At 37.9% G+C, this 13,196-nt stretch carries 13 protein-coding genes; 9 read left to right on the forward strand and 4 right to left on the reverse strand.

The annotated features are described in order from the left end of the window. Window positions 1–92 precede the first annotated feature (92 nt). Entirely contained in the window at window positions 93–1,271 is a 1,179-nt protein-coding gene (locus tag KS419_RS20070) for a pyridoxal phosphate-dependent aminotransferase (protein ID WP_217068328.1), read from the reverse strand. A gap of 202 nt (window positions 1,272–1,473) precedes the next feature. On the opposite strand from KS419_RS20070, the gene KS419_RS20075 reads away from it, so the two are divergent. From KS419_RS20075 to KS419_RS20085, 3 genes are all read left to right on the forward strand, one after another. Continuing rightward, window positions 1,474–2,265, forward strand: coding sequence for a carbon-nitrogen family hydrolase (locus KS419_RS20075; protein ID WP_217068329.1), 792 nt, complete (start codon window positions 1,474–1,476; stop codon window positions 2,263–2,265). Window positions 2,266–2,351: 86 nt separating this feature from the next. Beyond that, complete coding sequence (locus tag KS419_RS20080; RefSeq protein WP_217068330.1) at window positions 2,352–3,503, forward strand: NAD(P)/FAD-dependent oxidoreductase; 1,152 nt, start codon at window positions 2,352–2,354, stop codon at window positions 3,501–3,503. An 80-nt stretch (window positions 3,504–3,583) separates the two neighbouring features. Next, a complete protein-coding gene (locus tag KS419_RS20085; RefSeq protein WP_217068331.1) occupies window positions 3,584–3,838 on the forward strand; it encodes a hypothetical protein in 255 nt (84 codons plus the stop codon). 686 nt (window positions 3,839–4,524) lie between these two features. Here the strand turns inward: KS419_RS20085 and KS419_RS20090 are convergent. Beyond that, window positions 4,525–4,704, reverse strand: coding sequence for an H-type small acid-soluble spore protein (locus KS419_RS20090; RefSeq protein ID WP_217068332.1), 180 nt, complete (start codon window positions 4,702–4,704; stop codon window positions 4,525–4,527). 227 nt (window positions 4,705–4,931) lie between these two features. Between KS419_RS20090 and KS419_RS20095 the strand changes: the two genes are divergently transcribed. From KS419_RS20095 to KS419_RS20120, 6 genes are all read left to right on the forward strand, one after another. After that, entirely contained in the window at window positions 4,932–5,210 is a 279-nt protein-coding gene (locus tag KS419_RS20095; RefSeq protein WP_217068334.1) for a thiamine-binding protein, read from the forward strand. A 460-nt stretch (window positions 5,211–5,670) separates the two neighbouring features. Beyond that, the gene (locus tag KS419_RS20100) at window positions 5,671–6,393 is read left to right on the forward strand and encodes a Na-translocating system protein MpsC family protein (RefSeq protein ID WP_217068335.1); all 723 of its coding nucleotides are present in this window, start codon (window positions 5,671–5,673) and stop codon (window positions 6,391–6,393) included. A gap of 603 nt (window positions 6,394–6,996) precedes the next feature. Beyond that, window positions 6,997–7,677: a Na-translocating system protein MpsC family protein gene (locus KS419_RS20105; protein ID WP_246594295.1), complete on the forward strand. Its 681-nt coding sequence runs from the start codon at window positions 6,997–6,999 to the stop codon at window positions 7,675–7,677. A gap of 282 nt (window positions 7,678–7,959) precedes the next feature. Next, entirely contained in the window at window positions 7,960–9,129 is a 1,170-nt protein-coding gene (locus KS419_RS20110; RefSeq protein ID WP_246594296.1) for an ATP-binding protein, read from the forward strand. A gap of 135 nt (window positions 9,130–9,264) precedes the next feature. Beyond that, window positions 9,265–10,002, forward strand: coding sequence for a Cof-type HAD-IIB family hydrolase (locus KS419_RS20115; RefSeq protein ID WP_217068340.1), 738 nt, complete (start codon window positions 9,265–9,267; stop codon window positions 10,000–10,002). A gap of 256 nt (window positions 10,003–10,258) precedes the next feature. Beyond that, the gene (locus tag KS419_RS20120; RefSeq protein WP_217068342.1) at window positions 10,259–12,610 is read left to right on the forward strand and encodes an FdhF/YdeP family oxidoreductase; all 2,352 of its coding nucleotides are present in this window, start codon (window positions 10,259–10,261) and stop codon (window positions 12,608–12,610) included. Window positions 12,611–12,696: 86 nt separating this feature from the next. Here KS419_RS20120 and KS419_RS20125 read toward each other — a convergent pair whose 3' ends face one another. Continuing rightward, window positions 12,697–12,996, reverse strand: coding sequence for a hypothetical protein (locus tag KS419_RS20125; protein WP_217068343.1), 300 nt, complete (start codon window positions 12,994–12,996; stop codon window positions 12,697–12,699). A gap of 42 nt (window positions 12,997–13,038) precedes the next feature. Further along, a partial coding sequence (locus KS419_RS20130; RefSeq protein ID WP_217068348.1) for a YwbE family protein occupies window positions 13,039–13,196 on the reverse strand: 158 nt, incomplete at its 5' end.

Raw genomic sequence — 13,196 nt, forward strand, 5'->3', positions numbered from 1 at the left:
GAAGGCTGTCAAAGCACTATGTTGCGTGCTCTGGCAGCCTTTTTTGAAATAACGGGGCACTTCGCTCGTGTCCATAGGCGCTTGCGCTTTTCTTAATAAGTGAATATACCTAGTTTTTCAATTCTGCGAACAGCTTCCACTAAACGTTCTTCGGTATCTAATAAACCAACCCGTAAAAAACCTTCTCCAAATTTTCCGAATCCGTTTCCTGGTGCTGTCATGACATGGGCTTTTTCCAACAGAATGTCTGCAAATTCTTCCGATGTATACTCCTTTGGAACGGGTAACCAACAAAAAAACGATCCTTTCGGTGATTCCACTTTCCAGCCTATCGTATTTAAATGCTTGATAAAGGTGTCCCGACGGCTTTCATAAGTTCTTCGCAGTTCCACAGCAGATCTTTGATCCCCTGTGAGAGCTTCCGCGGCTGCCTTTTGAATCCCACCAAACAAACTGCAGTGAATATGGTCTTGTAAAAGATTTAAATGTTCAATTACGGAGGGGTTACCAACCGCGAACGCGACTCGCCACCCTGCCATGTTGTATGTCTTAGAGAGGGTATACATTTCCACCCCCACGTCTTTCGCCCCTTCTGACTGCAGGAAACTGGGAGGTTTAACACCATCGTATCCTATGGAACCATAGGCAAAGTCATGGACTACACAAATATGATGTTTCCTTGCGATTTCTACCGTTTTATCAAAGAAGTCCGTTGTTGCTGTAGCAGCTGTTGGATTATTAGGGTAGTTTAAAAACATTAGTTTTGATTTTTTTAAAATGTCATTGTCCAGTTTAGTGTAATCTGGTAAAAAATGATTTTCTTTTAATAGAGGCATGAACGCCATTTTACCTTGTGCCAAGGCAATTCCAGACCAATAGTCAGGGTAACCTGGATCAGGAACGAGGACCGTATCTCCTGGATTTAAGATACAACGGCTAATCTCCACTAGGCCTGATTTCGCTCCGAAGAGGACAGCCACCTCTGAATTGGGGTCTAGTTCCACGTTATATTCCCGTTTATAATAGGCGCAAATCGCTTCTTTAAGGAATCCATATCCACGAAAGGGGGAATATTTATGGAAATTTGGTTGTGTTGCGGCGGTTTGTAATTCAGCTACGATGTGAGGTGGGGTTGGCAAATCTGGATTTCCTTGACCTAAATTAATAATGTCATGTCCTTCATTTTTAAGTTTCTGAACTTTTTGAACAAGCTTGGCGAAAAACTGTTCAGGTAATTCCTTTAATGTGTTGGAAGGTTCAAAGTTTACCATAGTCGATCACACTCCATCTAAAAATCTCCTTTTAGTTTAACACGAAAGAGTTTCTGATTCTTTGTTCAATAACATGAAAAAATATGTGTATCGTATTGTTGTGATTCATAAGCATTTTATGTTCAGAGTTTCTACGTACATGGTAGACTAAAACTAACAAATTTCAGGAAAGAGTTGAAGATAAAAAGGAAAGGTGGTTTGAATGAAATTAAAAACAGCAGTAATACAAATGGATATAGCCTTTGGAAAACCTGAACTAAACTATACCTACGTGGAGCGGAAAATCCGGGAGGTTACCTCCCATGGGAACCTAGATATCATCGTCCTCCCAGAGTTATGGACAACAGGGTATGACTTAACGAGATTAGATGATATTGCAGATAATGGGGCAGAAACAAGCAAAGGTTTATTATCGAAGCTTGCGAAAGAATTTCGTGTAAATATAATCGGTGGCTCTGTTGCGAAAAAGACAGAAAAAGGGATAACGAACACGATGCTTGTCTTTGATCGGGATGGAGAAGTTCAGAAGGAATACAGCAAGGCCCATTTGTTTCGATTAATGGATGAGGAGAAGTATCTTAAGGAAGGAAATGAAGATGGACTCTTCTTAGTGGATGGGGAACAATGTGCCGGGGTCATATGTTACGATATACGATTCCCAGAATGGATCCGGACACATATGATTAAAGATACAAAAGTGCTTTTTGTTGTGGCAGAGTGGCCGAAACCGAGAATCGATCATTGGAAAACACTTCTAATGAGTAGAGCCATAGAAAATCAGTGTTATGTGGTGGCCTGTAATCGGATAGGATCTGACCCTAATAATGAGTTTGGGGGAAAATCAATGATTATTGGTCCTTGGGGAGAAATTATGGCAGAAGGTGCCGAGGAGGAAACGGTCCTTTTTGGAGAACTGGAGTTTGAAGAGGTGAAAAAAGTTCGTAAAACGATTCCTATTTTTAGTGACCGTCGGACGGAGCTTTATAAATTATAAACGGACCGACACCAAAAAAACACATAGTAAGTGTTAGGGCAACTAGCGTTTTTCCAGAATAGTCTTTTAAAAAAGGGGGTGCTGTCATGAAGGTTGTTGTTATTGGTGCTGGAATTGTCGGTGCAAGTGCGGCATATCATCTGGCGAAATCAGGGCATGAGGTTATTATTGTGGATAAGAGAGAGGATGGGGAAGCGACGGCGGCAGGAGCTGGGATTGTATGTCCGTGGTTATCGAATGTGACGGATCCCCATTGGCATCAGTTGGCAAAGGAAGCGTTTCTATGTTATTCATCGCTTGTTGAGGAGTTAGGGGCTTTTGGTGAAGGAAATCTTGGCTATAAACTAGTGGGGGCAATGCGTGTAAGTGAGGACGAGACGGAACTGGATCGAATAGAGGTTTTAGTACGGGAGCGAAAGGAAGTTTCCTCTGAGGTGGGAGAGATTTCAAGGTTAGATTCTGAAGGGGTTCAGAAGTTATTTCCTCCGCTGAAGGAAGGGTTTGGTGCAGTTCATGTGACTGGTGGGGCGAGAGTAGATGGGCGGTTGTTTCGGGATGCCATGTTACGTGCAGCGAAAAATGTAGGGGCAATTGTGTTAGAGGGGACAGGCCAGTTAATATCGGAATCAGTAGACTGGAAGAAAGGCAAAGGGGATCCTCATGGGGAGGGAAGAGTGAAAGGTGTTCGAATAAATGGAGAAGTTGTTTTGGCTGATTCGGTCGTTGTAACAGCTGGTGCTTGGGCAAAGGAGCTTTTGGAAACAGAGAGTGTCAGCTTTTCAGTGGAGCCACAGAAAGGTCAGATTCTGCATTTGGAGTTAGACCAGGTTGATACTGGGGACTGGCCGGTCGTTCTCCCTCCGAGTAGTCATTATTTACTTGCATTTGATGGGGGACGGATCGTTGTTGGGGCCACTCGGGAAACAGGCTCTGGTTTTGATTATCGCGTGACAGCGGCAGGGGTGAATGAGGTTCTGACGGAAGCGTTATCAGTGGCACCAGGTTTAGCGGATGGGATGGTCAAGGATATGAGGGTAGGATTTCGTCCGGTGGGGCCGGACGTGTTACCAATTGTAGGGAACTTAAGAAAAATTCCTGGAGTAGTTGTGGCAAATGGTTTAGGTGCTTCAGGCCTAACCCTTGGGCCATATATAGGTCGTCTGGCAGGTGAGATAGTGACGGGGACAGTTTCTGCTGAGTTTGACTTAAGTCCCTTTTCTCCAGAACGAATGGTGTAATGAAGGAATAAAAGCTTAAAGGAATTTTTCAGCGAAGGGGTTTCGTTAGTAAATCACACTTGAATTTGGAGGAGAAGAATTTGCAGAGATTAGATTTCATAGGTGCAACTTTATTTATCTCAGGCATCATGTTATTTGGATTTGTTCATCTTGCCATAGCTAATTATGTTCCAAACATGGGAGGTTGGAGTAATCCCCCAGGGAAATTCGCGACTGCTCGTGCTGAAACTATGGTAAACGTACCTTACTTTTTGAGTATTATTCTTATTATAATTGGTTTGCTACTTATTTTTCTAAAAGAATTAAAGGCTTATTTAAACAAGCTATACAACTAACTGCAAGAGTCAGTAAAAGTTCTCGTAAAAAGCAAACGGAAGTACAAGTTAATGTTTTTTAGAAAGGATGAAACGAAAGATACTACTAAAGCAGAGATTTTAATGACTGGGCAATCACTTTCATTTAAACTTAGCGACAGTGAAACAACTAAGCTAATGGAAAATTTAGAGGTATCATCCTACGATTTTAAAAGAATGGAAACAATTAAATTATTTCATCCCGACGGTAGATTGAAGTCAGTTATTAACCCTTTACAAATATCTAGAATTTGGTTTTCTTAATATAGTACCTAATTGAATGGCTATTTTAAAGGATGAGGTTGGTTTTATTAAATAGTGTTTAGTGAAGTAGGCTCCCAAACTGCCCGCGCGGCTAAGTAGACATGGATGTGCACTTGTGCCTGTGGTGAAAGCAAGCGTTCTTATTAGTTCCAATCAACAACTAAATATATAACAGAGCCTATTGAATAAACGGTATAGCATTGAGAGAATAGATGTGAACTGATATGTAATGTTGTTCAGCTAACGGGTTATTATATGCAATTATGTTATGTTAATAAAAAGGACGAAGAGCATTCTTCGTCCTTTTCCTATGAAGTGACAACCGAAGTCAATGTAGCGAACTTTCTTGTTGTCATTCCTACATTGCCCTAAGCTCGTGTTTATAGGCGCTTCCGCTTTTCTTATTAGTGTTCCTGAAGGCTAATAACTTCTACATCAAATTGATTTTCAGGTTCGTCCATTGGGAAAACCCTTGCTTTCTCTACATCTTGGTCTACTTGTTGAATGAAAACAGGTTTTCCTTTATACGTTACTTTAATCATATCTGGGGAATCAAGGATTTCCACGACACGCTCCTTATTCATCATAGTAACCTCCTCATTTTCTGTTAGGTGACATCCATAGTTTTACTTTAATTACGCCGTTTATACAAATAGATATCAATCAATATTGTTCACAAAAAATACCGGGACCTGGTCCCGGTATTTTTTGTGAACAGGTTTGATGTAGGGGAAAACGTGGTATTTAAAAAATATTCAGGAAGAAAAAACGAAAATTAAAACAATTTGTAATAAAATTGGAAGGTGATAAAATGAGTACGGTTATGGCAGGAGTACAAGTGTTACCGAACGGTAAAGACATGAATACGAATGGAATTTTACCAAAGCTAGTGGAAGAGATCGAGGAGTCAGGTTTGAAATTTGAAGTGGGGCCGATGGAAACGGTGATAGAAGGTTCTATGGATGAGGTTATGGAACTGCTCATAAAGCTTCAAGGGAAAGCTGTAAGCCTTGGCTCTAATGAGGTTATTACAAATATTAGACTTCACTATCGTCCGGAAGGGATTGACCTGTCGGACAAGCAACATTAGGATGGGATAGTTGGAAAACTAATCTTTCATGATATTGATGAATAATAAAGAAGGTAAAAATATTAAAACTAACTTTAAAATATTTATACAAATGTTAGGCCATATATGATTTCATTTTGTATATTTAAACATTTTATGATAATATTATCATTGATAAATGTCTAGCTGTCATTGATCAAAATGGAAAAAAAAGCATATTTAATGCATAAAGAAAATAACACTCAGAATCTTAAAATATGTTTTTGGTAAATGGGAGATCTATTATTAAATAGTCGTCTTATCCGTGGCCTAACTTCAACCTTATGGAGTTAGGCCATTTTTATTTTTCATTGATTTGCCAGTTAGTTCTAATTCAGGTCGTAGAGTATTATTCAAAAAGTGAAATAAATTAGTTATAGATCAAATCTGCAAAAGTGAAAGGGAAAAAAGATAAAGGTGCGGGAGCAGGGGGAAAGAAGGAATGATTGAGGAAAAGGGAATAAGTTTTCAAGAAGATTTAATTAATATAAGCAGTCAAATTAGTAAGCAACTAAAGAAAAGTTTCGGTAAAGGCCCAGAGTCTTGTTATTGCGTAATCAATAAACAATTGAAAATGTTAGTAGTACAAGTGCGTCATTTTTTGACACCAGCAGAAGAGGTACTAGTGGGAAAAAATGAATTAAATCTTGCACTATCTTACCGATCGGTAATTATAAAGGCGATATTGGAGGAATCATTAGAAGATATTTCGGATATGGCTGGATTTCAGATTCAATCCTTTTTTTATGATTGGAATTATGAAAAGAATACAGGTGTTCTATTAATGCTCGGGGAGAAGGAAGATGAAATTCAAAGAAAAAGTTTGTGGAAGTCAATGAACTGCTCCAGTTTGGAAAAGGTAGTGGAGGAAGTATTCTTCCGTTATCATAAAGTGCCGAGGAAAGTTCAGACATTTGAAATACATCCTAATTCCATGCTAGTTCAATGTGATGACGTTCATTTACCAATTGAAAATACGTTGTTAAAAAAGGGCCATGGAGATTTACTAATGGAGCACTGTATCACCATGAGGCAACATTTATATGAGTATAAAATAAATTTTGAGAATGTACTGCAAAGAAGAATCAGTGATATGTATTTTCTTCGGGACGCAATGAAGGATAAGGGTTACCTTATTTTTTTCTTAAAAAGAGATTTGAATTAGTATTAAAATTTATATAAATGAATTAATTTCATAAATAGTTTTTATACTATGAAAGACGAACATCATTTTACGATGGAAGCGAAAGAGGCGACTCTTGAGGGAACAACACGAGTTGAAAATCCATTTTTGACGGTGTTTAGCCGTCAAAAATTAGTTGAAGACGTCCCCACATTAAAGAAGACACTGTGAGTACAACAGGTGTCGCACTTGTGCCTGTGGTGAAAGCGTCTGTCTAGAGCGGAAATCGAACGACATTATCCTCTATTAAGAGTAACGTTCGTTTTTATAGTGAAATATTGAATGGTGAAATTGATTCAAATGTATAAAAGCATTATTTTTGTATAAATTATAGAAGTAGCAGTTAGTTATAAATAAGAAGATAATTTAGTCTTTCGTTTGAAATGAAGGCGCTGTTAACGTCCCGTGTTAAATCATGTTGCTGAAAATAAATGTAGTCAAAATTAAAATAGTACACCTATTTAACCATTAAAATATGTTAAATATGGGAAAAGTTTCATTATGATAAGCTTTTCTATGTTATGATAGAATTGGTTATTGTTAACAATGGCGATAATTAAGGTGTTCAATCAAGGACGGTTTTTAATGAATAATCAAGATATACTGAGTAAAATCAGTAGCTACACAAGTAAGATGCTAAGGCAAAAGTTTGGGCGTGGACCTGAGTCTTGTCGAGCAACTTTAGGTATAAACCACTTGGTTCTCTATATAAGAGGGTTCGTCTCTCCAATGGAAGAAGTTCTTTTAAAAACAAGTCAAACGGCATATGTCAACCATGCGCGAGATGTTATAATAAAACACGTTATGGAAGAATTAAAAGGCGTTGTTCAAATAAGCCTTGATGTGGAAGTGGAAGAGTATTTTCATGATTGGAACTTTACAAATAACACCGGGATGCTCATGCTCGTTTTAAATGGTACAACCGAAACAGAGCAAGTTCACCCAAATTTTAATAAGCAGGCTTTGGAATTAGAGGTTGCTCGAATAACCTCACTTGTTCAAAGAGAACCTGACGCCATCAAAACATATATACTATCTGAAAATGTTATTCTAGTGGAGAGGATTGGGATTTTAATCCCAATCGAAAAGGCCCTTATTCTAAAAGGTTACTCCAGTGAACTCCTGTTAACCAAAGATGACTTAGAAAAAAGTTACTTCCATCGTGATGCAAATTTCAACACAATATTTACAACTCCAGTACAAGATCTATTTATAGATTGGGATTTCAAAGAGGACAAATCAATGGTAGGATTTGTACTTAAATAATATTCAGGTAAATGTGTGGATAAGTCACATCCGGCGAAAGTCGCACATGGCCTAACTTCTTATGTTAAGGGGTTAGGCTTGTTTTTATTTACATTAATAAAATCTTAGAAAAGGGATTTGTAAATCATTATTTCACTTTGCGAGCGAGGTTTTAAGGAGAAAAGGGGAGATTAATTAAGGATGTACGTTCAAACGCATTTGAAATTAATAATAATATCTATATATTGTATCCTTTCTATTACTTTAATTATTTTCAACGTTTTTTTGTATGGATTCACATGGATGATAATCCTTATCATAGCATTGCTAGTTTTTTCAAATAGTCTATTATTCTATTTCTTTCGTGAAAAAAGAAATCTGGTGAATGAATTAAATAGAACAATCATGATGAAAAAACAATACCAAAGTTTCATTAAGGATATTCCCATAGCAATAATATTCCTTATTAAGGGGAAGATTAAAGATATCAATGAATCGGGTTTAGTGATGCTGGGCGCAACTTTAAAGGATGATGTGGAAGGGAAATCTATTTTTCATTATATCCCAAGGGAGTATTGGGAACCTAGTACAAAGGAAGAATCCTTATTTAAATCAACTGCAAACGGTCATAATATGATGGTTTTACAACGGGAAGATGGTAGTAAAGTAGATATTAGCATGACATACCAGCAAGTATATTTTCAAGATAGTTGGGGATATGGCTTAGTAATTAAGGATATAACGGATCTAAAAGATAGTGAAAAGCGTCTGCGACATTCGGAACAACTATCAGTAATTGGGGAACTTGCTGCAGGAATAGCTCATGAGATCCGAAATCCATTAACAAGTTTAAAGGGATTTTTGCAACTCATAAGTCATGAAAGTAGTGGATCAAAGTATGAAGATATTATGTCTTCAGAATTAGAGCGGATTAATTTGATTGTAAATGAACTATTATTATTGGCAAAACCAAAGGAGATGGAATTTGAGCCAACACGTATTTTATCATTATTAAAAACAGTGGTCACTATTGCTAACACACAGGCGATTTTACATAATATACAAATAAAACTTGTTTATAATGAAGAACTGGAAAAAATAATGATTTACTGTGAGGAAAATAAATTAAAACAGGTCTTCCTTAATCTTCTGAAAAATGCGATCGAGGCGATGAATGAAGAAGGAAATATTTATATTAAATTTAAGAAATTAGGGGATAAACTCCATTTGTTTTTTATTGATGAGGGGCCAGGAATATCTAAAGAAATAATAGGAAACTTAGGGAAGCGGTTTTATACTACGAAACCAGATGGGACAGGACTTGGATTAATGATTAGTATGAATATTATCCGTGAACATCAAGGAGAATTGTTCATAACAAGTGAAGAAGGAATTGGAACAAAGGTAGAGGTCGTTCTTCCAATAAAGGAATCACCAACATTAAAGGAATCAATTACTTCGGCTCAGGTATAAAAAATCATATTCATGAAATGGATTCCCTTAGTAATTTGTGTACGTTTCTATAACTGGTGATTAGGTACTATAATAGATATACTATAGAGGAACCTTAAAAATCTGAATGTATAAAATGCGAGGCGAGTTGTGATTATGGATAAGACATTTAAGCTTATTGCACTAGATATGGATGGGACACTTTTAAATGATAAACATGAAATTCCCATAGAAAATGCCAAAATGATAGAAAGAGCCCAAGAAAAGGGGATTCATGTCGTCTTAAGTACAGGACGCTCCATCGCTACTTGTCGGGAGTATGCTCAATCCTTAAAATTATCTTCTTATTTAGTGACGGTCAATGGAAGTGAAATTTATGATGAATCAGGGTCTTTAATAGAACAAAACCCTATTCACGCTGACCATATTCAAATGATGTGGGATTTGCGGAATCAACATAATACAGGATTTTGGGCAATTTCTGATAATAGAGTATGGAACAATAATGATGAACTCCTTGATATCGAAAATCATCAATGGCTGAAGTTTGGATTCGATATTCCTGACGACGAGGTACGCCAAATAATAATAAAACAACTCTCTGAAAATAAAGAATTGGAGATTAGTAATTCCAGCCTAACAAACCTTGAAATAAATGCCATTGGTGTGAACAAAGCAGAAGCCCTCAAAAAGGTATGTAAACGGATAAATATTTCAATGGATCAAGTTATAGCAATGGGTGACAGCCTTAATGACCTGGCAATGATTAAGGAAGCGGGATTTGGAGTAGCGATGGGTAACGCTCAAGAAACCGTAAAACGGTCAGCTGACTGGGTTACATCAACTAACAACGAAGCTGGTGTAGCTGTAGCAATTGAAAAGTGGGTTTTGTAAGAATAGAAAAACTTCTCTATAAATAAACTCCCTCTACTATGAGAGGGGGTTTATTTCGTTCCGTCCTTTTTTCGCATGAAAAAATGGATATATCCTAAAGAAAATACTATAAATATAGTAAGGACGAAAGGGTTTAATTGAAATTGTTAATTACGATTTATCTTTATCAATCGCATAATCAAGAAAGTATTGACATGAGTGGTTAACGCTTTCGAATACGTTGATTTATCCAAACAAACTTGAAAAGGGTGATGGGATGGGGAAGACAAAGCACTATGGTCCGCTTAAGTTACCGAAATTACCAGATCCTAACCTTTGGGCTAGTTGGGTGCCTATGGGTATTGGAAAAGTAAAGCCAAATCATATTCGTGACATGGCTAAGACAGTATGGGAAAACAAAGATAATGCCTCCTATGCATCGCGAATAATTACTCAAGGTGTTTGTGACGGTTGTGCTCTAGGGGTGTCCGGTCTAAAAGATCAAACATTAACAGGACCACATTTATGTACAACAAGGCTTAACTTACTCCGATTGAATACAATGCCTCAGATGAAGGAACAAGTCATTTTTCAAGACATAGACCAATTAAGACAGTTGAACAGTTCCGAACTTAGGGAATTGGGCAGAATTCCTTTTCCCCTATCCCGTAAGCCTGGAGAAAAAAGGTTCACCAGAATTTCATGGGGAGACGCGTTGGATCGAATTGCTGCAAAAATAAAATCCATTGATCCAAAACAGCTTGCATTTTTTCTGACAGCCCGAGGTATAACAAATGAAACTTATTATGTGGCTGGAAAAGTAGCTAGATTTCTTGGTACTAATAATATTGATAATGCTTCACGTATCTGTCATTCGCCTAGTAAGACAGGTCTTAAAAGGTCTCTCGGAATTGGGGCTTCCAGTTGTAGTTACAAGGATTGGATTGGGACGGATGTTCTAGTTTTTTGGGGGTCTGTCGCATCCAATAATCAGCCTGTTTCCACGAAATATATGTATGCGGCAAAACGGAAAGGCACAAAAATTATTGTCATTAACCCATATCGCGAGCCATCAATGGAGAAATACTGGATTCCATCTATTCCTGAAAGTGCCCTGTTTGGAACCCAATTAGCGGATGATATTTATCAGGTAAATATAGGCGGGGATATCGCATTCATGAACGGAATAATGAAGCATTGGTTTGAGATGGAGAGGGAAAAAGCTGGTTCAGCAATAGACCTTGAATTTATTCAAAATCACACAAAAGGTTTTTCACAACTTAAAAAACATATTTTAAACCAGGATTGGAAAACTCTAGAGAAGTCAGCAGGACTCTCGAAGGACAGAATGAAAGAATTTGCAATAGTATTGGCGAAAGCGAAAACAAGTGTGTTTGTATGGTCGATGGGCCTAACTCAACATCGGTTTGGTACAGATAATATATCACAAGTGGCTAATATTGCCATGTTGCGAGGGTTTATTGGACGAGAAAACTGTGGTGTTATGCCAATCCGTGGTCATTCAGGGGTGCAAGGTTCTGCAGAAATGGGGGCAGACCCATTTGTCCTTCCTGGTAGTGACTTTGACGAAAAAAACCGGAAACGTATGGAAAAAGTATGGAAGTTCTCCATTCCTAAATGGCAAGGGGATATAGTCGGTGTGTCCCTTGAAAATACCATGCTCCCTATGGATCATCCTCGTCATTTAAAAGTGTTTTATACTTCAGGTGGTAATTTTCTAGACACAATGCCAAATCCAGATTTTGTGAAAAAGTGTTTGGAAAGTGTGGACTTAAGGGTTCATCAAGATATTATCTTTAATACATCCACATTAGTAGATGCAAAGGAAGAAGTGATTGTTTTACCAGCAATGACGCGCTATGAACAATCTGGTGGTGGAACATCCACATCAACGGAAAGGATGGTATACTTTTCGCCAGAAATAAAGGGTCCAAGAATCGCTGAAGCCCGGGCAGAGTGGGAAATTTATGTAGATCTCGCTAAAAGGGTGAAGCCATTTAAAGCAGATTTAATTGACTTTACTTCACCACAACAAATTAGAGAAGAGATTGCTGTAGCAAATCAAATCTACGATGGAATTCATCAGTTAAAAGATAAAGGAGATGTCTTTCAATGGGGTGGTGCGTGGCTGTGTGAAGGTGGTGTTTGTCCAACGGAAGATGGACGTGGGCAATTGTTACCGTTACAAGTTCCCGAGTTGCGAAAACCAGAGGGGCATTTCTATGTAACGACGAGACGTGGGAAACAATTTAACTCTATGATTTATAGTCACCGGGACCCATCGAACGGAGCAGAGCGTTACGATGTATTAATTCATAGAGAAGATGCCAGGGAATTAAGTATAAAGGACGGAGAATCAGTTGTGGTCTATAATAAATACGGTGTTTTTCACGGGAGGGCAACAATGGACCATACACATCGTGGGAATATATCTCTCTATTGGCCGGAAGGGAACGTCTTGATCCCAAGAGGGGTTTATGAAAAGTATGCTGGAATACCAGAATATAACACGGTTGCCATTGTTGAAAAAGCAGATACGTATCATGCACATAAGGATACGAAATATGTTGAGCGCCGAATTGAGGAATTGGAAATGGACAGCGGCTAACATTTTTATTTAAAGAGTCCTCCAGTGTCGTGGAGAACTAACGGTTCACGAAGGGAGGCAAGAAGTAACATCCCCATTATCGTAAACTAGGCCTTCTTTTCTTCTATAGAATAAACTTCTTTTCCAAACCAGAGGATGTTACCGCATTTATCACATATCAATGTGGTAGCTGTTTCATTAAGCCAGTCTAGATTAAAATAAGTCATACCTCTTGTGTTAAGTAATGCTTTACTTTTGTGAAAATAGTCATGACTGCAATGTGTACATTTAATTTCCAGATTGGCAGAGGATAAGTACTTTTTCCCATCATCTATTTCAAGTTCCTTTTCCTTCATATCCTCTTCAATTCGCTTGCTCATACGTTGTAATTCTTCTTTACTGTACATAATTATCAACTCCAGTTTAAGTGAAGTAATCTAATGAATTCATTAAGGTTGATCTAATGTTGATAAAATTTCCTTTACCCGGCCTACCTGCCCATCCTCTAGCCTGACTTTTATACCGTGGGGATGACTGTTTGAATTAGTCAGAATATCTTTCACTATACCACTAGTGGACTTTCCGCTTCTTTGATCTTTTTTTAAGA

Source organism: Evansella tamaricis (genome assembly GCF_019042215.1).
Classification (GTDB): Bacteria; Bacillota; Bacilli; order Bacillales; family Salisediminibacteriaceae; genus Evansella; species Evansella tamaricis.

Excerpts from the sequence above, each read along its gene's own strand:
- KS419_RS20070 (WP_217068328.1), bottom strand. The coding sequence starts at position 1,271 with ATGGTAAACTTTGAACCTTCCAACACATTAAAGGAATTACCTGAACAG.
- KS419_RS20075 (WP_217068329.1), top strand. The coding sequence starts at position 1,474 with ATGAAATTAAAAACAGCAGTAATACAAATGGATATAGCCTTTGGAAAA.
- KS419_RS20080 (WP_217068330.1), top strand. The coding sequence starts at position 2,352 with ATGAAGGTTGTTGTTATTGGTGCTGGAATTGTCGGTGCAAGTGCGGCA.
- KS419_RS20090 (WP_217068332.1), bottom strand. The coding sequence starts at position 4,704 with ATGAATAAGGAGCGTGTCGTGGAAATCCTTGATTCCCCAGATATGATT.
- KS419_RS20095 (WP_217068334.1), top strand. The coding sequence starts at position 4,932 with ATGAGTACGGTTATGGCAGGAGTACAAGTGTTACCGAACGGTAAAGAC.
- KS419_RS20100 (WP_217068335.1), top strand. The coding sequence starts at position 5,671 with ATGATTGAGGAAAAGGGAATAAGTTTTCAAGAAGATTTAATTAATATA.
- KS419_RS20105 (WP_246594295.1), top strand. The coding sequence starts at position 6,997 with ATGAATAATCAAGATATACTGAGTAAAATCAGTAGCTACACAAGTAAG.
- KS419_RS20110 (WP_246594296.1), top strand. The coding sequence starts at position 7,960 with ATGATAATCCTTATCATAGCATTGCTAGTTTTTTCAAATAGTCTATTA.
- KS419_RS20115 (WP_217068340.1), top strand. The coding sequence starts at position 9,265 with ATGGATAAGACATTTAAGCTTATTGCACTAGATATGGATGGGACACTT.
- KS419_RS20120 (WP_217068342.1), top strand. The coding sequence starts at position 10,259 with ATGGGGAAGACAAAGCACTATGGTCCGCTTAAGTTACCGAAATTACCA.
- KS419_RS20125 (WP_217068343.1), bottom strand. The coding sequence starts at position 12,996 with ATGTACAGTAAAGAAGAATTACAACGTATGAGCAAGCGAATTGAAGAG.